General features: G+C 53.9%; 19 protein-coding genes and 1 pseudogene. 9 read left to right on the top strand and 11 right to left on the bottom strand.

Features of this window, described 5'->3' with window-relative positions; translation table 11 throughout:
• Positions 1-333: pseudogene (locus ACR0MJ_RS16975) on the bottom strand (hypothetical protein); the annotation flags it as partial.
• A gap of 393 nt (positions 334-726) precedes the next feature.
• Here ACR0MJ_RS16975 and ACR0MJ_RS16970 point away from each other — a divergent pair.
• The gene (locus ACR0MJ_RS16970; RefSeq protein ID WP_480761861.1) at positions 727-1,437 is read left to right on the top strand and encodes a hypothetical protein; all 711 of its coding nucleotides are present in this window, start codon (positions 727-729) and stop codon (positions 1,435-1,437) included.
• A gap of 37 nt (positions 1,438-1,474) precedes the next feature.
• Here the strand turns inward: ACR0MJ_RS16970 and ACR0MJ_RS16965 are convergent, their stop codons facing one another.
• From ACR0MJ_RS16965 to ACR0MJ_RS16945, 5 genes are all read right to left on the bottom strand, one after another.
• On the bottom strand, positions 1,475-1,924 hold the full coding sequence (locus ACR0MJ_RS16965; RefSeq protein WP_480761860.1) for a MarR family winged helix-turn-helix transcriptional regulator: 450 nt from the start codon (positions 1,922-1,924) through the stop codon (positions 1,475-1,477).
• Positions 1,914-3,014: an Acg family FMN-binding oxidoreductase gene (locus tag ACR0MJ_RS16960; RefSeq protein WP_480761858.1), complete on the bottom strand. Its 1,101-nt coding sequence runs from the start codon at positions 3,012-3,014 to the stop codon at positions 1,914-1,916. The genes ACR0MJ_RS16965 and ACR0MJ_RS16960 overlap by 11 nt, the downstream gene beginning before the upstream one ends.
• 215 nt (positions 3,015-3,229) lie before the next feature.
• The gene (locus ACR0MJ_RS16955; protein ID WP_170380084.1) at positions 3,230-3,907 is read right to left on the bottom strand and encodes a GntR family transcriptional regulator; all 678 of its coding nucleotides are present in this window, start codon (positions 3,905-3,907) and stop codon (positions 3,230-3,232) included.
• Positions 3,904-4,935 carry a Gfo/Idh/MocA family protein gene (locus tag ACR0MJ_RS16950; RefSeq protein WP_480761857.1) on the bottom strand — a complete coding sequence of 344 codons (1,032 nt, stop codon included), beginning with the start codon at positions 4,933-4,935 and terminating at the stop codon, positions 3,904-3,906. The genes ACR0MJ_RS16955 and ACR0MJ_RS16950 overlap by 4 nt, the downstream gene beginning before the upstream one ends.
• Complete coding sequence (locus ACR0MJ_RS16945; protein ID WP_480761856.1) at positions 4,932-6,020, bottom strand: isocitrate/isopropylmalate dehydrogenase family protein; 1,089 nt, start codon at positions 6,018-6,020, stop codon at positions 4,932-4,934. The genes ACR0MJ_RS16950 and ACR0MJ_RS16945 overlap by 4 nt, the downstream gene beginning before the upstream one ends.
• Positions 6,021-6,155: 135 nt before the next feature.
• Between ACR0MJ_RS16945 and ACR0MJ_RS16940 the strand changes: the two genes are divergently transcribed.
• The 8 genes from ACR0MJ_RS16940 (at position 6,156) to ACR0MJ_RS16905 (ending at position 14,265) form a co-directional block, all read left to right on the top strand.
• Entirely contained in the window at positions 6,156-7,163 is a 1,008-nt protein-coding gene (locus ACR0MJ_RS16940) for a Bug family tripartite tricarboxylate transporter substrate binding protein (RefSeq protein ID WP_170513339.1), read from the top strand.
• A gap of 56 nt (positions 7,164-7,219) precedes the next feature.
• A complete protein-coding gene (locus ACR0MJ_RS16935) occupies positions 7,220-7,969 on the top strand; it encodes a hypothetical protein (protein ID WP_480761854.1) in 750 nt (249 codons plus the stop codon).
• A 4-nt stretch (positions 7,970-7,973) separates the two neighbouring features.
• Positions 7,974-9,485 carry a tripartite tricarboxylate transporter permease gene (locus ACR0MJ_RS16930; RefSeq protein WP_170638038.1) on the top strand — a complete coding sequence of 504 codons (1,512 nt, stop codon included), beginning with the start codon at positions 7,974-7,976 and terminating at the stop codon, positions 9,483-9,485.
• Complete coding sequence (locus ACR0MJ_RS16925) at positions 9,485-9,772, top strand: putative quinol monooxygenase (RefSeq protein WP_480761851.1); 288 nt, start codon at positions 9,485-9,487, stop codon at positions 9,770-9,772. Before ACR0MJ_RS16930 ends, ACR0MJ_RS16925 begins: the two co-directional genes overlap by 1 nt.
• Positions 9,769-10,569 carry an N-acyl homoserine lactonase family protein gene (locus ACR0MJ_RS16920; RefSeq protein ID WP_480761849.1) on the top strand — a complete coding sequence of 267 codons (801 nt, stop codon included), beginning with the start codon at positions 9,769-9,771 and terminating at the stop codon, positions 10,567-10,569. Before ACR0MJ_RS16925 ends, ACR0MJ_RS16920 begins: the two co-directional genes overlap by 4 nt.
• On the top strand, positions 10,563-11,840 hold the full coding sequence (otnK, locus tag ACR0MJ_RS16915) for a 3-oxo-tetronate kinase (protein WP_480761847.1): 1,278 nt from the start codon (positions 10,563-10,565) through the stop codon (positions 11,838-11,840). The genes ACR0MJ_RS16920 and otnK overlap by 7 nt, the downstream gene beginning before the upstream one ends.
• Positions 11,837-12,478 (top strand): 3-oxo-tetronate 4-phosphate decarboxylase, encoded by a 642-nt coding sequence (gene otnC / locus ACR0MJ_RS16910; protein ID WP_480761846.1) that lies wholly within the window; start codon positions 11,837-11,839, stop codon positions 12,476-12,478. Before otnK ends, otnC begins: the two co-directional genes overlap by 4 nt.
• A 755-nt stretch (positions 12,479-13,233) precedes the next feature.
• The gene (locus ACR0MJ_RS16905) at positions 13,234-14,265 is read left to right on the top strand and encodes a GlxA family transcriptional regulator (protein ID WP_170648595.1); all 1,032 of its coding nucleotides are present in this window, start codon (positions 13,234-13,236) and stop codon (positions 14,263-14,265) included.
• On the opposite strand, the gene ACR0MJ_RS16900 is transcribed toward ACR0MJ_RS16905, so the two are convergent.
• Genes ACR0MJ_RS16900 through ACR0MJ_RS16880 form a run of 5 tightly spaced genes read right to left on the bottom strand, consistent with a single transcriptional unit; the run spans position 14,243 to position 19,070 of the window.
• On the bottom strand, positions 14,243-15,175 hold the full coding sequence (locus ACR0MJ_RS16900; protein WP_170648593.1) for a 3-hydroxyacyl-CoA dehydrogenase NAD-binding domain-containing protein: 933 nt from the start codon (positions 15,173-15,175) through the stop codon (positions 14,243-14,245). The genes ACR0MJ_RS16905 and ACR0MJ_RS16900 overlap by 23 nt on opposite strands.
• On the bottom strand, positions 15,175-15,915 hold the full coding sequence (locus ACR0MJ_RS16895; protein WP_480761844.1) for an SDR family NAD(P)-dependent oxidoreductase: 741 nt from the start codon (positions 15,913-15,915) through the stop codon (positions 15,175-15,177). Before ACR0MJ_RS16895 ends, ACR0MJ_RS16900 begins: the two co-directional genes overlap by 1 nt.
• On the bottom strand, positions 15,915-17,333 hold the full coding sequence (locus ACR0MJ_RS16890) for a gamma-aminobutyraldehyde dehydrogenase (protein ID WP_480761842.1): 1,419 nt from the start codon (positions 17,331-17,333) through the stop codon (positions 15,915-15,917). The genes ACR0MJ_RS16895 and ACR0MJ_RS16890 overlap by 1 nt, the downstream gene beginning before the upstream one ends.
• Positions 17,334-17,343: 10 nt before the next feature.
• A complete protein-coding gene (kce, locus tag ACR0MJ_RS16885; protein ID WP_480761840.1) occupies positions 17,344-18,276 on the bottom strand; it encodes a 3,5-dioxohexanoate:acetyl-CoA acetone transferase in 933 nt (310 codons plus the stop codon).
• Entirely contained in the window at positions 18,276-19,070 is a 795-nt protein-coding gene (locus ACR0MJ_RS16880; protein WP_170395498.1) for an SDR family oxidoreductase, read from the bottom strand. The genes kce and ACR0MJ_RS16880 overlap by 1 nt, the downstream gene beginning before the upstream one ends.
• Between the last annotated feature and the right edge of the window lie 3 nt (positions 19,071-19,073).

Here is a 19,073-nt window from a genome sequence, read left to right as displayed (position 1 = left end):
TATGAGGGCGGCCCGCCTGGGGGCTTTGCGCCACATAGGGTGGGTCAAAATCAAACGCTGAAACCGGGTCAGTTTTGAACGCTCATTGACACGCTCGGCCGCAGTGGCCAACAACAGCCGTGATACGAGCGCTTCTTCTCCATCACTGATCAGCTTGATGCCTGACCGACCGTCTTTAGGATCCCCAAGGCGATTGGCCGCCTGACCCAGAGCCGTGCTGGAATTTGCCGGTAGCGCAGCTGATACAGTCTTTTCATACGTGCGGGTTTTCGGAGCGCAAGCGACAAGAAACAGCGCGCAATAAACACTAATCACGAACTTCCACAGCGCCATTGGCTTTCTCCAACCCTATGCCCTAGGTGACTACGCCCGAGCACGCGATTGCAAGTTTGTTCTATGAAGCCGGAGGTTGTTTCGTTCGCTAGTGTTGATTTCGTAACTCTCACAAGCGCCATGTTGTTGGTTTGCGATTTCGACACACCCCTAGTTCCAACGGACTATGGCAGAACCCTGATGCGTCGAACCACACCGCTCGTAACCAGTTTCCGTGTTATAAGTCTTTGATCAGGTAAAATGATGCTCTCTGATTTTGGAAGTTTAGGTGCTCTTAGCATTGACGTGTTACGATTCCGCCCCACAGTTTTGATGCAGATTTTCGGAGCATCCTGAGTGTTTGTGAGGACCACCGCCTTAGTGATTTTTGCTGTGTCGACCCCGGCCACGGCGTTGCAGCTTCGCGAAACAGGGCGTTATGAACTTAATCAGCCCGCAAGTCTTGACTACGATCCGACCTTTTGTGGGTTGTGGATTGCGAACGAGGGGCCCGAGGCAATTCTCGTTACACTGCAAGGTGATGAATTGCGCCGTATATCCAGCGATCTCTTTCGGATCAAAGCAATTGCTGTTGAAGGGGATCACTTGTTGCTGGGCGATGGTCTCGGCAGTCTTCAACGTGTCACCAAGGACGGATCACGCCTGGGAGCACCCTTCGAATTGGAAGGTGGTTTCGCGGATACGGAAGGAATTGCGATCAACGCCAAGGGACAGATCGTGACCGTAGAGGATGACCCCGAACGGTTGTCGTGGTTCACTTCAGAGGGTGCTTTGACGGCGAGATTGGATACCATGAAGCTCTCTCCTCCCTTGAGTGAGGCGCAGGGCATCGCGATTGATCCGCGTACCGGCCACATGTTGATTGTTGATGACTGGGAAGGGTCAAACAGCCTGTATGAGTTCACGGCAGATGGCCAACTGCTCGCCCAGCAAAGTTTGTTGGAATTCGGAACTGATCCAGAAGGCATCGCCATTAGGCCGGGGTCCAATCAACTGTTCATTGCATTCGACGGTGGCGCGAAGATTGTGACATTTGACTACACGCCCACTTTGCCTGAAGGATCGCCGCCGCTCCCGCCGGGCGCGGATTGCATGATGTTCTGAAAATTTGGTTGCTTGATTCGGCTGGCGCAGGTTTCGGCTAGTCGCGCTCGCTGTCCAAAGTTTCGCGTATGAGCGTCAGATTAGGCAATGATTCATGGAACGGTTCAGGCCCGAGTTCGGACAATACTGGAACCAGGGATTCCGACATCCGCTCCATACAAGCTTTCAAAAACTCCGCGCCTTGCGGTGTAGGCCGAGCAATTTTCGAACGCTTGTCATTGGGGTTGGCTTCAAGAGTAATCAGGTCATGATTTTCAAGACTGGAGAGCATGTGCGTCATCGAAGTTTTAGGCACTTGAAACGCGTTCGAAAGTTGCTGTGGAGTTTCACCCTCGGGACGCCGCACCAGATGGCCCAAAATTCCGAATTGAGTCGCCGTCATTCTACCAGGCAAGAACGCTTCCAGCTTGGTCGAGATCAACTGATTGATGATCCCGACCTCGGTGAAGAACCGGTAAACTTCGTTGGTCTCATCTTCAGGCTTCATTCAGAATTCGTGTCTCCAGCGGCCAGCGGGGTGTGGGAATTGGTTCAGGTCCATACCCCAAACGCAGCAACATTTGCACCGTGTGGCCCGGTGACGCAAGAAGCTCATGCGCCAGAGCGTATTCATCGGCCATCTCAGGATACTCCTGAAGTGCCTGGCTGACCGGATGAACGCCTAGGCCCATTTCGGTTGTCTTCAAGTAGAAACGCATCAACTGACGTCCTGCATCAAGTTGATCCTTTCGGGTGTTTGTGGCTGTCTTGAGGACAGCATATTGCGGCGTCGCGTCTAGCATAGCGAAGTAGTCTTGCATGTGCGCCTGAGTGCCCGGGTGATCAACGTTCATCAGGGTCTCATTGTCCAATAGGCCGGTAAGTCGCAGCGTTTCCAGCATGGGATCACGCAGTTCAATCCCGTCTGGGTTGGCGTTGATTTCTGCTTTGCCGATCCGCATCAGGTCGACGGATTCTCTAAGAGTCTGTGGAGTTCGCATTTCGATTTCAAAAGCGCGTTTTGTGAGGTCTCGAATACGGGCCACTAGATCCTCATCGGAAATCAGAGTGGCATAGTTTTCAAGGACCGATATTTCCGCCTCAGAGAGCCGCTGTTCTGTGTACGGTTCTTTGTTGGAATGCCGTTTGAGGATTTGATCTGAGAGTGGATCGGATGCCCCGCCAGATACAAACATCGCTTCTGCGATAGGTCCGTCATCTCCATCGGGCAGTAACGTGACCTCGGTATCAAATCCTTGTGCACCTGCTGTCAGTACCATCGTCTCAACAAATGCACCGAGACCAATATAGAGCTGGCGGTGGTAAGGATCGGTTTCAGGAAGCTCACGTTCAGGATCACGGTGGATGCGCACTTTGTCTTGCCCAACCAACTCGATCAGCCAAGGTTGCAAATTGTGTGGATTGGGGGCGAGAATTGCGTAGGACAAAGCAGCCTTGCGTGGGTCATCATACGGTTTTGGCGTCCACGGAGCTAAAGCTTCATGGGGTGTACGTGTCGTGAGAAACCCAGCCGCGCCCGTTGCCGCCAGTATTGTGCCTCCGCCTAGAATCTTGAGAAAACGTCTTCGGTTTGGCATCTTGACTCTCCAATAGTACGATATCGAACTAAAATAATACGAAATCGTACTATTTCAACCCCAATCGATGCAGTGATTGTTTGAGCGACTAGAAAAAAGAAAATCAGAGCAGCCGGAGGCAACTGCGGGTTGCTGTGGTAGACAAGCACTCGGAGCGTCTTCAATGCCGAAAACAGGCAGTTACTTTAGTTGACTAACGACCGGATACGAGAAGATCAGAGGCTGTTGAGCCGATGTTTTTCGAGTATCCCGCAAAGCATAGCCTGTGCTTGCAGCCTGTGTTCTCGATGACGTTCACGGGCAACATCCGGTCGACCTTCACTAATTGCTTGAAAAACAACACGGTGATCTTCGTTGGATTTGACGGGCAGGGGCCTGATGAACAACGTCGTTGCGCGCGCGCGACGCACCTGATCGCTCATCATGGCGACAATCGCTTCGACCCGTTTGTTGCCGCCCAACCGAACGAGCTCCTGATGAAACAACTCGTCGGCCTCGGCCCAGGCTTCTAGGTCTTCGGCTTCGATGGCTTGGTCCATCTTTGCAATTGATCCGGCAAGTACTGCCAGTTCATCTTCTGAATAACCCGCTTCGGCAGCGCGCTGTGCTGCTAGGCTCTCGAGTTCCGTCAGTATGTCGTAAATTTCACGCATATCGTCTGATGAAACAGGCAGTATCCGCACACCCTTGCGGGGCCGCATTTCCAGCAACCCCTTACTTTCCAACATCAGCGCAGCTTCCCGTATCGGAGTGCGGGACATGCCCAGAGTTTCGGCGAGTTCCGACTCCAGATGGTCAGTTCCGGCCGCAAGTTCGCCAGACAGGATCATCTGTCGCAAATCCCTAACAGCGCGTTGCGTATTGGAAAGAGTTTTTGCGTCCTGATCCTTCACGGCGTCTCCAGGTTGATCTTTCGTCCCTCCGCAGCCGAGAGATAGATGTTCTCTTCGATGCGGATCACATCCAAATAATCTCGGGCCGTGTTTTCCAACGGCGTGCCTCTTAGAAGGCCTGAAACGACGTGACTTTGCAAGGCGTGGACGCAGTCTCCTCCAAATCCATCGTGATCGCTTGGAGGTAGAATCTGCTGCCGCTCCTGTTTTCCAAAAGCGCGGAGTTCTACTGAACCGTCGCCATTAAGAACCAGTGATCCTTCCGTTCCTTCGATGAGCGCTTCGCCCATGGTCTGACGCAGGTTTTCGGCACTGTGGTCAAGGCATCTGTTGCCATCGAACAGAGCTTTCAAACCGTTGGGGTGGTCAAACAGGATGTAACCTGCATCCTCGCCTGCGATAACTGGGTTAACTTGGCGCAAGTCCGCATAAACTGCGCTGGGCGCATCGAACAAAAATCGGAATGTGTCTACCCAATGTACCGCTGTTTCATGAACCAGGAAACGCGGCATTTCCTGAAAGTACGGCTGCCGGTCAAGGTAGGCTCGTGGTCCCTGTCCGTCGCCGGGCCGAAGCCGGAAAGTCGCTTGGAGAGGTGTACCAATTCGACCCTCGGTCATCGCCTCTTTGATTGCGCGATACCAAGGCTGGAAGCGAAAGTTCTCGTGCACAACAATAGTTGCGCCTACCGCTTCAGCCTCGGAGACGATCTTCTCCGCTTCATCCAGAGACATGCAGAAAGGTTTTTGGCAGATCAGCCACTTTACGCCCGAATGCAGCGCAGTTCGAATAGCGTCGGCCTGCGCCACAGGCGGAAGGATGATGTCCACGAGATCCGGTTCTTCCGTCTCCAGCATTTTTGACAGATCATCGTAAGCGGCCAGTCCTGTTTCTTTCGCCTTTTTGATGTCACGGTTGCAGGATGCAATCGGAACCGCTCCGGGCATTCGAGACCAGCTTTCGTAGTGGAATTTGCTGAAGTATCCCGCACCCACACACGCGACTCTGATAACTTCTTGAGTATTCATGCCCGCAATGCTTCCAATACCGATGAGGCTGCGTCCTGTGTTCCGGCTGTGCCACCTAGGTCACGCGTCAGGTTTTGACCGCTCTCAGTCACCTTTTCCACGGCTTCCCGTAAACGTTCGCCATCTTTGGACAGTTCTGGATGATTATGGGTCAACCCTAACCATTCAAGCATCATTGCTGCAGACAGGATCATCGCGAAAGGATTGGCAATGTCTTGTCCCGCAATGTCCGGAGCAGAGCCGTGACAGGGTTGGAACACGGCGTGGTTCAACCCGATATCTGCTGAAGGAGCCAATCCAAGACCGCCCATAAGGCCGGCGCCAAGGTCAGAAAGGATGTCGCCGAACATGTTTTCAGTCACCAAAACATCGAATTCCCAAGGCTTCTGCACCATCCAAAGCGCAGTGGCATCAACATAAGCATGATCTGCCCGCAATTTGGGATGGCGAGCGGCTTCAGCGTCAAACATCGATCTGAAGAATGCAAAGGCGCGGAACACATTGGCCTTGTCGACACAGGTAACCCGCCCCTTGCCACGCCCTGAAGCCTTTCGGTTTTTGGCAAGTTTAAACGCGAACCGGAATAGCTTTTCAGATATCTCGCGCGTGATCAAAAGGGTTTCACGTGCCTCGTCTTCGGTGACTTCCCCCGCGCCTTGAGTGAAGAACAACCCTTCAGTGCTTTCACGAATCAAGACAAAGTCGATCTCTTTTCCGGGAGGCAGCGCCAAGGGGGTCATTTGTCCGCTGCTAACCTTTACCGGACGCACGCCGGCAAAAAGGCCGAGCTGCTTCCGCAGGTCGATCTGTGGTGAAATCTCGGTTCCATCAGGATAGCGAACATCCGGCAAACCCATTGCAGATAGCAGAATCGCATCTGCCTTGCGTGCAGTTTCAAGTGAACCAGTCGGAAACGATTCTCCAGTTTTGGCGTAGTGGCCTGCGCCTGCTGGAGCGTCTGTAAACGCTAGGTCGTAGCTGGGATTGTTGCCGGAGAGCTGCCGCAGGATTTCAAGCGTAGGGGCCATAATTTCCGGGCCGATCCCGTCCCCGTGGAACACCGCGACATCGTAGTTCTTTTTCATCTTGGCCCGCTTCCTTCCAGTTTCGCATTCATAGCGCGATAGCAGCTTTCGCTACAGTCCGTTGACAATGCATTCTTTAATGTATACGCAAATAAATGCAATAATAAACGCAAAGATGTTTGGGAGGACTTGGAAATGAAACTGAAGTTAGGGCAGTTGGCGGCTGCAGCCGTGATTGCAACCGGGATTTCAGGGGCTGCTACCGCGCAGGATTACCCTTACCGTGATATCACCACAGCTGTGGTCTGGGGGGCCGGTGGCGGCACGGACACGATCAACCGAATGATCATGGCCGAAATGGAAAAACACCTTCCAGTCTCGATCAATGTGATTAACCAAACCGGTGGGGTCGCAGGCTCCAACGGCATGGTCTACGTCATGAACCAACCAGACGATGGCTATACACTGGTTGGTCTGTCTGAATCGAACGTCACCGCTGCTGTGCAGGGCGGTTGGGACAAGAAATTTGACTTTTGGTATCCGTTTATTGTTGGCGGATCACCCGATCTGATCTCGGTTCCAGCGGACAGCCCTTACAATACTCTGGAAGAACTGGTCGACGCTGCCAAAGCCGCTCCTGGCACTATTCCCGCTGCCGCGTCCGGCGCGGGTTCGATCCACCACTTGAATCTTCTCGCCATCGAGAAAGGGTCCGGTGCAGAGTTCAAGTTTGTTCCATACAAAGGCTCAGCGCCCGGGCAGGAAGCGGCGATAGCAGGTGAGGTTGCGTTGGTTGTGACTTCGCTGGCTGAACAAGCTCCTTTGATCGAAGGCGGACAATTGAAGCCACTTGCGATGTTGACACCGGAAGATGCGCAGATTGCCGGAGCTACAGTGCCATCTGCCTTTGGCATCTATGACGGTCTCGACAAGTATCTGCCGCTAAAACAAGCCATCGGATTTGCCGTTCACAGCTCGGCTGGAGATGATGTGAAGGCGGCCCTCGGCGATGCGTTCGAGCAGGCGATTGCATCCGATACCGTCGCTGAATGGGCTGAGGCAAACAATTATGATGTCGGTGGTCAACACGGCGAAGAAGCTCAAGAATTGTTTGCGAACCTTGAGGCTACTTTTGCCTATACCTTGCAAGATTTGGGCGCTGCCACGGTCGATCCAGCCTCGCTGGGTATCGAGAAGCCCTAATCCGATCAACTTTGGAAGGGCGCGTTTGATCGCGCCCTTTCCTCTAGGAGGCAGGCATGGACAAAATCGACGAAACACTGGTGATGCGGTCCCGCGATTTCTGGGCTGCTATTGTTCTAATAACAGTGTCCGTCTTTTTCCTTTGGAAGACGTTGGACATCCCACTTTGGGGTGAAAACCGCGCAGGTGTAAGTGGGTCAGACTGGTACAACTCGGCTGCAATTGTACCGTTGCTCATCTTCTGTGGATTGCTTGTGTTGTCCTTCGTCTTGTTGGCTACTTCGATCCGCTCAGGTGGAGCCCAGAACGCGCTCACGGCTTTGGGAATCGGATGGGATAAGTCGGAAGCCTATCGAGCATCAACAATAGGCCTGATCCTTCTTGCATATGTCGTCGGGCTGGTTCCCAGAGTGGACTTCATATTGTGCTCGGGGTTACTGATTACAGCTTTGACTTACGGCTACTACGGCGGTCACGCGCGGCGTGCTTTGGTAGCCTGTATCGCAGTTGTCTCTGCCGGGCTTTTTGCGTTCGCCGTATTTCCCGCGCAGGCGGATTGGAATGCACACAGTGATGATTGGTTTACACTGGCCCTATGGGTCTCGCTATCACTTGTGGTGTTGACCAAAGCGGCTTCCGAACGCGTTTTGCGGTTTGTACCAGTCGTCGCAATACTGGCGCCGCTGGTCCTTGTTTGCGCGATGGCGTTTGTTTTCCGACAGAACGTGCCCGCGCGCGGTGGACTGATCTTCAAGCAAATCGAATACCACTACTACGTGACGCTTCGTCCGTTATGGAAAGACTGACCGGATGGACTTTATCCTTTCGCAACTGGCTGGGTTTGGGACCGCATTCGTTGGTCTGGCAGTGGACCCGCTGACCTATCTGTATTTGATTGCATCCGTGTTCCTAGGCATCACGTTCGGCGCATTGCCCGGCCTGACCGCAACGCTGGCAGTGACGATCCTGACGGGATTTTTCGGCAACAAGATTCCATTGGACTATTCGCTTATCGCTTTGCTCGGGGCCTATGTCGGCGCGATTTACGGCGGCTCTTACCCGTCTATTCTGCTGAACATACCTGGCACAGCAGCCAGCGCGGCGACGGCCATGGATGGCTACCCTCTGGCCAAAGCAGGTCGAGGGGGCGAAGCACTTGGTCTGACCACAACGGCCAGCTTTATCGGTACGGTTATCGGGACTATCACGCTTTTGATTTTTGTCTGGGCACTGCTTTTGGTTTCGAAGAACATCGCGAGTCCGGAAAAAGCACTCTTGGCTTTGTTTGGCATCCTTCTATCTGGCACGCTTATGAGCGAGGATCTGGTGATTAAGGGATGGATCGCCGGTCTGATCGGGCTTGCAATGTCTATGGTGGGGCTCGATCCGCTTCTGTCTGAGCCGCGCTATACTTTCGGCTGGTCTTACTTATTGAGCGGGTTTCAGGTTGTGCCCGTTTTGATGGGGGCTTTTGCGATACCTCAAATCATCGACGGTCTAAGGCATGTTGAAGCCGGGAAAGTTCTGGCACTGAAGGGCCGTATTCTTCCAAACCTTCGCTCTATTCGACGCTACCTGCCGACCATAGGCCGTTCAGGGGTAATTGGGACCGGGGTGGGAGCGCTTCCTGGCGTGGGCGAAGATGTCGCCGGTTGGGTCAGCTACGGTGTCGGCAAGACCGTATCTGCCGAGGGCGACAAGTTCGGAAAAGGTTCATTGGAAGGTCTGCTATGCTCTGAAACAGCAAACAACGCCTGCATTGGGGGCGCGCTAATCCCGCTTTTGGTTTTGGGCATTCCCGGTTCGCCACCCGCCGCGGCTTTGATGGGGGCTTTCAAGATCAACAACGTGATCCCGGGCCCCACGATAGACCCCGAGATCATTCTGCGCGTAGTCGCAATCCTAGTGCTGGCATCCCTGACTATGTTCTTGATGGGCCTGTTCACTGCTCGGGTCTTTATCAAAATACTCGCCATACCGCAGACCATCTTCTTGCCGGTTGTGATGGTTCTGACAACAATCGGGTCCTTCAGCGTCGGTGGTGGCATCAATGATCTCTACCTGATGCTTGGTGTCGGCGCCGTCGCCTATTTTATGAACCTGATGAAGTACCCAATCGCTCCATTGGTCATTGGGGTTATACTGGGAAGCCTGTTTGACGAAACTTTCCGCCGATCGCTGTTCTTGTCGGACGGGGATCTTTCGGTCTTCTTTTCGCGACCCGGTGCGGCCATTCTACTTGTGCTCAACGTTGGTTTGATCCTCAGCCAACTGCCCGTGGCAAAGCGCGCTTTCTCACGTTTGAAAGGACTTTCCGTCTGATGTTTGTGGTTACCGTCACCTTCACTCTCAAGTCCGGTACGAGAGAAACCTTTTTGCCGCTAATGGTCGAAAACGCTTCAACCACTTTGCGTGAAGAACCCGGATGCCAGCAGTTTGACGTTTGCCTAGGCGACGATCCCGAGACAGTTTTTCTCTATGAGGTTTATGATGACAGCGTGGCGTTCTCCGCCCACCTGGAAAGCGCGCATTTCCAGTCCTTCGATACGGCTGTGGCTGATATGATCGCCACCAAGACTGTTCAACAGTATTCCGAGGTCATCCGATGAACGATTGGGAAATTCACGCCGTGAAATACGCGGATCGCAATGCCCGCACTCGACGCGACAGCTTCATATTGGATGACAATCACGATGCACCTCACGCGATGGACTATTTCGTTTGGGTGCTCAAGCGTGGCAACAAAGTTATACTGGTCGATACCGGATACGACAGCGACGAGGCAGCCGCCCGTGGACGTCCCATTGTGATGGACCCACGCGAGGCTTTGCGCCCATTGGACATCATGCCCGAAGCGGTGACCGAGGTTATCGTGACCCATCTCCATTATGACCACGCTGGGGGGCTGCATATGTTCCCAAATGCGAAGTTGCACATGCAATCGGCGGAAATGGCCTTCGCCACAGGTCCCTGCATGTGCCACGACCACTTACGCGCGCCTTTCTCGGCGGGCCATATCTGCGAGGTCGTAAAGCGCCTCTATTCAGGCAAGGTCGTGTTCTACGACGGAGAGGCCGAGATAGCAGATGGGGTGACCGTACACTGTATCGGCGGGCATTCGCGGGGGTTGCAATGTGTTCGGGTAAGAACAGCAGCCGGGTGGATGGTACTCGCCTCTGATGCCTCACACTATTACGAGAATTTCATGGCGCGCAAAGCCTTTCCCATCGTCGTCGACCTGCAGGACATGATGGATGGTTTCGAGACACTCGAGAAGTTAGCCTCGCATCCTCGACTTATCGTGCCCGGCCATGATCCACTTGTGCGCGAGATTTTTCCCGTCGGAGCGGCAACGCACATCCATAGGCTGGATCCAGGGCCGACGAAGGACATTAAAATATGCTGATCGGCGTCATAGCGGACGATTTCACTGGTGCGAGCGACATTGCGAACACCTTGGCAAAGGGCGTCGAGCCGGAAGGTGGATTAAGAACCGCGCAGTTTCCAGGTATTCCGGATACCCCAGCCGACAAAGAGATCGAAGCGGGTGTCGTCTCACTCAAGAGCCGCACTGCACCTGTCGAAGAATCTGTTGCGGACAGCCTGCGAGCCCTGCGATGGCTTAAAGATCAAGGATGCCGCCAGTTCATCTTCAAGTATTGCTCGACCTTTGATTCCACTAGGCTGGGAAATATCGGCCCGGTTGCGGAAGCGTTGGCCAACGAACTGGGCGCGCAAAAGGTGGTTTTCTGTCCAGCCTTTCCGACAACGGGGCGCACCATCTATCACGGCCATCTATTTGTGTTCGGCAAGCTGTTAAACGAGTCCGGGATGGAAAATCACCCTCTTACTCCGATGACGGATGCCAACATCAAGCGTTGGTTGCAGTATCAGACCCAAGAAGCGGTTGGGTTGGTTTCAATTGACGCCGTGACGCAAGGACCAGAGGCGATTGCTACTGCTTTGCGGAACGTCGACGAACGCTTTGTGATCGGTGATGCGATTTCGGACGAGGATTTGCTGGCCTGGGGCGAGGCTCTGAAGGATGCCCAGCTCATTACTGGGGGATCTGGGATAGCGCTGGGGCTACCCAAGAACTTCGTCAGAAAAGCTTCGTCCAAAAGAGGTGGCAGTGTATTCACAGGTATCGCTGGGCCCGCCGCTATCCTTGCAGGGTCATGTTCGGGTGCGACCCGTGGTCAGATCGATGTTCATGCGAAATCCCATCCGACCTTCTCCATTGACGTTCCGGGTGTTATGTCCGGGGATGTGACTATGCAAACGCTTCTGGATTTCTTTGAAACGCATTTAGGTCAGGCACCGCTAGCGTATTCATCGGGAAGCCCGGAGGATGTGCGGGCGATCCAAGACCAATTTGGTCAGGAAGCGGTTGCAGAAAAACTGGATAGTCTCTTTGAAGATACCGCCCGAGAACTTGTCCAAAAGGGCTACAAGCGATTGGTGGTGGCAGGGGGAGAGACGTCGGGAGCTGTTGCCAAGGCTGTCTCTGAGGCACTGGGGTCTCCGGCCATGTCAATTGGACCAGAGATAGACCCGGGCGTACCAGTCCTGAGCGTTGGAAAAACTAAACCCATTGCGCTGGCTCTAAAGTCTGGGAACTTTGGCGCTTCGGACTTTTTCGCGAAAGCACTGAGAATGATGGAGGCAGGCAAATGAGTTCTAAAGAACAGGCGCTGCGCCAGCAGATGTCGGACCTGTGTGCATCTCTGTTTGCGCGTGGGTTTTCCGTCGGCACTGCGGGCAACGTCTCTGCACGTCTGCACGACGGCATCCTCCTGACACCAACCAATTCCACCTTGGGCGATATTGACCCCGAGCGCATCGCTAAGATTGATTTGGATGGCAACCACGTCTCCGGTGACAAGCCGACCAAGGAGGTCTTTCTGCACCAAGCCTTCTATGAGACGAGGCCACAAGCTGGTGCAGTGGTGCATCTACATTCGACCTGGGCCACCGCACTGTCGTGTCTGGAAGACACCGATCCTGACGACTGTATTCCACCGCTTACGCCATATGTGGTTATGCGTGTCGGCACAGTCAAACTGGTTCCATACGTCAAGCCGGGCGACCCGACGTCCGGTGATTTGATCCGCGATCTGGATGGCAAATATAGTGCGGTTCTGTTGGCCAATCACGGTCCCGTCGTATCGGGAGAGGATCTGTTTTCAACGGTCTCTGCAGCAGAAGAGTTAGAAGAAACAGCCAAGCTGCTCGTGACACTGCGCGGCCTGCCAACCCGCCTACTGGATGCAGAACAAGTCGCAGAACTCAAAGAGACTTTCGGAAGGATTTGATCTGGCACCAAAATGGTGCGTGTGCAAACTATCGGGCAAATCGTGCAAAGTTATCCGGTGACTTACCTCAGCAGATCTCAAGCGATACAACCCAGCAAACGATTGGCGGAGAACGAGTTTTTTATAAGGCCACGTTCACCACTATAGACGGTACTGATAACTATGTCCTCTACCCTTTAGAGGTATCGACGACAGCGGGTGACTATTATGGCGGGGCAAGTAGCTGGTTCTTTTCGACGACCGGGCCTTGCTAGAAGGCGTTCCGCTTGCATTAGCCAGCATAAGCACAAACAATCCGAACAAGATGAATTACGTATGCTTTGTCGATGGAACAGCAATCGAAACAGCCACAAGTAGCGTAATTGTTGAAGGCCTCTCAGGCGGTGATGAGATGATCCAGGCGGATGGGAGACCAGTTAAGATTTGATGGGTTGGCGCTCATCATGTGAGCCTTGCAGAATGCCTTGCAAATCAGAAGCTTTGGCCTGTGAAAGATTGATATGAATGCGCTTGGACGCGGATTCCCGAATTGTGATCTCTTTGTCTCGCAACAACACTAAGTTTCTAGCGGCCAAAACGGACTTTCGCCGCGGTAGAACGAATGTCGGTTTTTGGATTTCAGAAACTTAATGAGCGCTGATCTCCCCCGGTATTTTCCCCTTGTTTATGCTGTGTTTGCCTTAGTAATTGGACTTTTTTGAACCAGTGATAAGTTCATTATTGACAATTTTGGACGCCATTTTACAGAATCGGCCATGATCCATCCAATTGATCGCAAGCTAGATATCGTTGTCCTGGTGAGTCAGCATTTCAATGTTTCGGCGACTACGTCTTTCGTGGATCCTTTCAGAATAGCCAATTACCTGACAGGTTCGGCTCGATTTTCTTGGACCTATGTCTCGGACCTCGGTGGACCAGTCGAGTCTAGCAGCGGCCTAGTCGTTGATACTGCCCCATTGGCGGCCGTGACGGGGCGCAAGCCCTGGTTGGTTCTGGTGAGTACAAGTTGGTCACCTGAACGTCACGGAACATCTCAGTTTAAGGTGGCCCTTCAGAAGTGGGAGGCGTGCGGAGCAATCGTTGGCGGCTTGGATACTGGTGCGATTGTTCTTGCGGCTGCTGGACTGCTTAAAGGCAAGACAGCGACGGTTCACTATGAGCACATCGATGCCTTTGCTGAAATGGCCCATGATACCACAGTGTCAGAGAACATGATTGTTATGGATGGAAAGTTGTTCACTTGTTGCGGGGGTTCCGCAGCGACTGATCTGGGTTTGCGGTTTGTGCACTCTGTCGATGGTGAGAGTATCGCCAATGCATCTGCGCGATATCTTTTTCATCACAATGTACGCGGTGAGGGCCAATCACAGAACCCCAAAGACGTGGAGCCACTGGGGTATGTCACCTCTGGGGTGGTAAGGGACGCGATCGACTTGATGGAGGCACATTTGGAAGCCACTTTGTCGATCCCTGAAATATCAGCGAGGTTGAAGATTTCGCAACGACAACTTAGCAGATTGTTTCAGCAATATGTCCAGAAGTCGCCGATCGAGTACTACCGTGACATACGCCTTGATCGCGCGCGTGGACTAGTAACCCAAACAGAGTTGAAATTCAGCGAGATTGCAGAAGCATCAGGATTTAACGGGCAAGTTCATTTCAGCCGGGCATATCGAAGCCGTTTTGGCCTCACACCAACTGCAGACCGTATTGAAGGCCGTACTCCATTCGAGTTCCGCGCTTGGCCAATGTTCAAGCCTGATATTAAGTCCGAAGGTGTTGGGTAGCTTTTTGCATCGCGGTAAGCATCTTGTCGCGTTGCGCTGATAACTCTTCGGTACTTTGCCCCTGAGTTTGATCGTTAATGCCATCGACCAGTTTATTGATGACATCCTCATCAAGACGAGGGTTGCCCAGGTCGTCCCACCAGCCATTGAATGTATCCTTGAAATGGTCACAGAAGGCCCGCAGACCGCCGTCGCCTGCACCCAGGTGGAAAAGCGTCGTCGGACCCATCGCGGCCCACCGCAATCCCGGGCCGGCCCACATCGCTTTGTCGATGTCTTCGACGCTCGCAACGCCTTCAATCGCCATATGGACGGCCTCGCGCCATACTGCAGCTTGTAAGCGGTTTGCGACGTGTCCGGGCATGCCCTTCTTGATCCGGATCGTGACTTTACCCAGATCTTCGTAGAACGTCTCTGTTCGGTTCAGAACATCTGAACCGGTTGCGTCGTTCGCCGTCAACTCGACCAGCGGAATGAGATGTGGCGGGTTGAACGGATGACCTAAGATGAGCTTACTCGGATCGCGCCATCCCTGTTGGAGAGCATCGAGTGTTAGGCCGGATGTTGAGCTTGAAACTATTGCATCAGCGCTTAACTCTGGCTCAACTTCCGCATAGATGGAATGTTTGATCGGCAACCGCTCCGGCACATTCTCCTGAATGAACTGCGCGTTTCGCACGGCCTCAGCTGCGGTCGGTGCAAAGGTGATCGCATCTCGGGTGGCGTGGCCAACTTGGCCCAATTCTTCCAACGCAGGCCACGCCATTTCAATGTATTTACGGACGGATGCCTCAGCGTTCGGATCGGGATCAAATACGGTCACACTGCGACCCGACGCGAGGAACAGCGCTGCCCAGCTTGCCCCGATGACACCGGCTCCGAGAATGGCGGTTCTTTCGATTTCCGACATCAGAACAGTCCCGGATTCAGGGGGGAGGCCGCAGTCATACCACCGTCTACAGTGAACAGTTGGCCAGTCGCAAAAGACGACTCGTCAGAAGCTAGCCAAACAGCCATCGCAGCAATGTCTGCGGGCTTACCAAAGCGTTTGACCGCATGGCGTGCCAGCGCGTCTGATCTAGCCTTTTCCGGGTCATGGGCGAGTTCGAATGCTGCGTCCAGCATGCCCGTCTCAATCCATCCCGGGCAGATTGCATTGCAGCGCACCGCAGGTCCATGGTCCACTGCGATAGAGCGTGTAAGTCCATGCACAAACGCTTTTGAAGCATTGTAGAGCGCCATCGATGGGTCAGCGGCATTGCCCGAGATCGAACCAATGTTGATGATCGAACCACCCTGAGACATTTTCGGGATAAAGGCGCGGCAACAGTTAAAAACGCCTCGTGCGTTTACTCCCATCACCAAATCCCAATCCGCGTCTGTGCTTTCGGTCACCGTTTTTTCGACCTGAACGCCGGCGTTGTTTACCAGGATATCTACCAGGCCGATTGTTCGGGCAGTACGTGCAACCGCTTCGGGATTGGATACATCCAGCGTATACCATGCTACGTGATCCGGTAGATCATCTGGTTGCGAGCCGCGCCCGCAGGTGGCGACAGCCGCACCTTCGGCTGCGAAGGCCTCAACGATGCCGCGACCAATGCCCTGTTTGCCGCCTGTAACAAAGGCGCGTTTCCCAGCTAACCGCATCAGTGTGCCACCATAACGTGACGGACTGCGGTGTAAGCATCCAGCGCATAGACCGACATATCACTGCCCGTTCCTGAGCCCTTCATCGCGGCCCATGGCATCTCGGGGGTCGCAACCCCATGCGTGTTTACCCAGGTGAATCCATAGCGCAACTTGGACGTCATTTGCATTGCTCTCCCAACATCTCGTGTCCAAACCGATGAGGCCAACCCGTAAGGTCCGTTGTTGGCGGTCTTCAACGCATCTTCTGCCTCAGAAAACCGAGAGACAGTTACAACGGGTCCAAAAACCTCATTGCAGGCAATCTCTGCAGTGTTGTCGACATTCGCGATGACTGTCGGCTGGTAGAAAAAGCCGTCTTCTTCGCCAGACACCCCACCGGAAACGATTTCAGAACTGCTGCGTGCGCGATCAACAAAACCCGCAACACGATCCCGCTGAGTCGCAGAAACAAGCGGACCCATTTCCGTTCCTTGAGCTTTCGGTGCACCGATCTGGATCTGGCCAACCTGATCGGCAATCGCGGCCACAAGTTTGTCGTAAACTCTGTCTGCTACCATCACGCGGCAAGGCTGTGCGCAGTCCTGACCGGCATTGAAGTAGCTGCCATATCGGATCGTCTCGGCCACAGCATCGAGATCAGCATCATCAAAGACAATGACTGGCGCCTTGCCGCCCAATTCCAGATGAACGTGTCTAATTTTCTGGGAAGCAGCCCGCATTGCAGCCATGCCTGTCGCCGGAGAACCCGTAACACTGATCCCTTCCACCTGTGGGCTGTTCATCAGGGTATTCCCCACGCCGGGCCCGCGACCATGGATCACGTTTAGCACGCCTTTTGGCAGAACATCTTGTAACAGTTCTGCAAGTCGCAGAGTAGATAGCGGCGTGATCTCGGACGGTTTCAACACCACCGAACATCCTGCCGCAATTGGTGCAGCAATCTTCCAGGACGCCATCATCAGCGGGTAGTTCCAAGGGGCGATGGCGGCGACAGGGCCAATGGGGTCGCGCCGGATCATCGACGTATGACCCGCGACATACTCTCCAGAGGCAGACCCCATCATGGTGCGCGCAGCCCCGGCGAAAAAGCGAAAGACATCAATCGTAAGCGGCATTTCATCATCATGAGCCGATGGCCAGGGTTTTCCCACATCTAGGCTCTCAAGTTCTGCCAACTCATGGCTGTTCGCCTCGATAACATCAGCTATCTGAAGCAAGATTGTAGCGCGTTCTGCAGGGGTCGTAACCGAAAAGGTCTCAAATGCCTCTGCTGAGCCGCGCACCGCCGCCTCGATCTGTGCATCGCTGGCTTCTTTTGCGGTACCAATAACCTCTCCTGTTGCAGGGTTCAGGATGTTCAAGGCATCGCCGGTGCCTTCAACCATTTCACCGTTGATCAACATGTTCGTCTGCATATGCGTCTCCTCAGAAGCCAACCTGATCGCCGCCTTTTAGTGCGAGCCGCATGCGCGCTTCTGCTGGCGACGCGACCGTAAGGCCAAGGTTTTCAACGATTGATCGGATGCGAGTGACCTGTTCCGCGTTAGATTTTGCCAACTCACCCTTGCCGATGAACAGGCTGTCTTCGAGACCGACACGCAGGTTACCGCCCCGCATGGCGCTTTGGGTCGCAAATGGCATTTGGTGACGACCAGCGGCAAGGACCGACCATTCGTAATTCTCTGCTCCGAACAGCTTATCGGCTGTGTTGTGCATGTGAGTCAGATGGTCCGCATCTGCGCCAACGCCACCCAAGATGCCAAATACCATCTGAATGAAAAATGGCGGTTTGATCAGGCCCTGATCCACGAACCATTTGACGTTGTAGAGATGTCCAAGATCATAGCATTCGAACTCGAACTTGGTGCCGTGATCTCCACCAAGTTTTTCGATGGCGTAACGAATTGTTTTGAAAGTGTTGGGAAAGATAAAGTCTTCCGTCATCTCCAAAAATGGCCGTTCCCAGTCGTGCTGAAACTCGGTGTATTTCTGCAGCATCGGAAAGATACCAAAGTTCATGGATCCCATGTTGAGCGATGCCATCTCTGGGCTGGTAGATGTCGCCGCCAGCAGCCGCTCATCCATCGACATCCCCAAGCCGCCGCCGGTCGAGACATTCATCACAACATCGGTGGACTGCTTGATTACGGGTAGAAATTGCTTGAACAGCTCAGGTCGGGGATCGGGTTTTCCTGTCTCCGGGTGCCGTGCGTGCAGGTGAACGATTGATGCCCCTGCCTGGGCCGCCTCAATACTGGCCGTCGCAATCTCGGCCGGTGTAATCGGCAGATGCGGTGACATTGACGGCGTATGGATGCCTCCAGTCGGCGCGCAAGTGATAATGACTGGCTTGGGCATCAGAGCTTCATCTGCTGCACTTGTGCAGACAGCCCCCCGTCCAGAACCCACAACTGGCCAGAGGCATAGCGCGCCTCGTCCGAGGCAAGCCAGTTGACCAAATTTGCAATATCCTCGGGCGTCCCGTAGGTGCGCATCGGATGAACATCACGCACGGCCTTTTGCAGCGTTTCAATGTTGCCACCTCCTCCGCCGGATCCATCGCCGTTGAAGAAGCTCTGCAGCATTGGAGTGTCGATATAGCCAGGGCAGATGGCATTCACCCGGATACCTTCTGGGCCATGATCGCAAGCCATTGCGCGGGTCAAAGCGTGAACTGCACCCTTGGTCGCGCAATAGGCCGCAAGCCCTGGATCTGCGATGAACCCGTCGTAGGAGCCAAAATTGATAAGGCTTGCGCTATTCCCTGTCTTCGCCGCTTCGCGCATCAATGGGATGGCGTATTTCGAGGTCAGGAACGTGCCCGTGGAATTAACCGCAAAGCTTTGATTCCATTCCTCCAACGTGGTCTCTTCAACCGTTTTTTCGATCTCGATCCCCGCCGCGTTCACTAGGATGTCCAACTTTCCGTGTGCGGCGCGCACATGATCCATCGCCGCAACCGAGTCTGCTTCTTGAGTCACATCCAGCTTAACAAAATGACTGCCATCATCGTCGTGCTGATCTAACGACCCTTCCGGCGTGAGGTCAGCGGCAAATACCGTTGCGCCCTCTCTTAGAAACCGAGCGACAATCGCGCGCCCGATCCCACCGCGAGCACCAGTCACGAGAGCAACTTTTCCGTTCAGCATCATTGG

It is taken from the genome of Ruegeria sp. C6 (genome assembly GCF_056537625.1).
This window is presented reverse-complemented; position numbering and strand designations above follow the sequence as displayed.

What these genes read in the sequence shown, in the direction of transcription:
- ACR0MJ_RS16965 (WP_480761860.1), bottom strand. Translation starts at nt 1,924, where the DNA reads ATGAAGCCTGAAGATGAGACCAACGAAGTTTACCGGTTCTTCACCGAG.
- ACR0MJ_RS16960 (WP_480761858.1), bottom strand. Translation starts at nt 3,014, where the DNA reads ATGCCAAACCGAAGACGTTTTCTCAAGATTCTAGGCGGAGGCACAATA.
- ACR0MJ_RS16950 (WP_480761857.1), bottom strand. Translation starts at nt 4,935, where the DNA reads ATGAATACTCAAGAAGTTATCAGAGTCGCGTGTGTGGGTGCGGGATAC.
- ACR0MJ_RS16945 (WP_480761856.1), bottom strand. Translation starts at nt 6,020, where the DNA reads ATGAAAAAGAACTACGATGTCGCGGTGTTCCACGGGGACGGGATCGGC.
- ACR0MJ_RS16940 (WP_170513339.1), top strand. Translation starts at nt 6,156, where the DNA reads ATGAAACTGAAGTTAGGGCAGTTGGCGGCTGCAGCCGTGATTGCAACC.
- ACR0MJ_RS16935 (WP_480761854.1), top strand. Translation starts at nt 7,220, where the DNA reads ATGGACAAAATCGACGAAACACTGGTGATGCGGTCCCGCGATTTCTGG.
- ACR0MJ_RS16930 (WP_170638038.1), top strand. Translation starts at nt 7,974, where the DNA reads ATGGACTTTATCCTTTCGCAACTGGCTGGGTTTGGGACCGCATTCGTT.
- ACR0MJ_RS16925 (WP_480761851.1), top strand. Translation starts at nt 9,485, where the DNA reads ATGTTTGTGGTTACCGTCACCTTCACTCTCAAGTCCGGTACGAGAGAA.
- ACR0MJ_RS16920 (WP_480761849.1), top strand. Translation starts at nt 9,769, where the DNA reads ATGAACGATTGGGAAATTCACGCCGTGAAATACGCGGATCGCAATGCC.
- otnK (WP_480761847.1), top strand. Translation starts at nt 10,563, where the DNA reads ATGCTGATCGGCGTCATAGCGGACGATTTCACTGGTGCGAGCGACATT.
- otnC (WP_480761846.1), top strand. Translation starts at nt 11,837, where the DNA reads ATGAGTTCTAAAGAACAGGCGCTGCGCCAGCAGATGTCGGACCTGTGT.
- ACR0MJ_RS16905 (WP_170648595.1), top strand. Translation starts at nt 13,234, where the DNA reads ATGATCCATCCAATTGATCGCAAGCTAGATATCGTTGTCCTGGTGAGT.
- ACR0MJ_RS16900 (WP_170648593.1), bottom strand. Translation starts at nt 15,175, where the DNA reads ATGTCGGAAATCGAAAGAACCGCCATTCTCGGAGCCGGTGTCATCGGG.
- ACR0MJ_RS16895 (WP_480761844.1), bottom strand. Translation starts at nt 15,915, where the DNA reads ATGCGGTTAGCTGGGAAACGCGCCTTTGTTACAGGCGGCAAACAGGGC.
- ACR0MJ_RS16890 (WP_480761842.1), bottom strand. Translation starts at nt 17,333, where the DNA reads ATGCAGACGAACATGTTGATCAACGGTGAAATGGTTGAAGGCACCGGC.
- kce (WP_480761840.1), bottom strand. Translation starts at nt 18,276, where the DNA reads ATGCCCAAGCCAGTCATTATCACTTGCGCGCCGACTGGAGGCATCCAT.
- ACR0MJ_RS16880 (WP_170395498.1), bottom strand. Translation starts at nt 19,070, where the DNA reads ATGATGCTGAACGGAAAAGTTGCTCTCGTGACTGGTGCTCGCGGTGGG.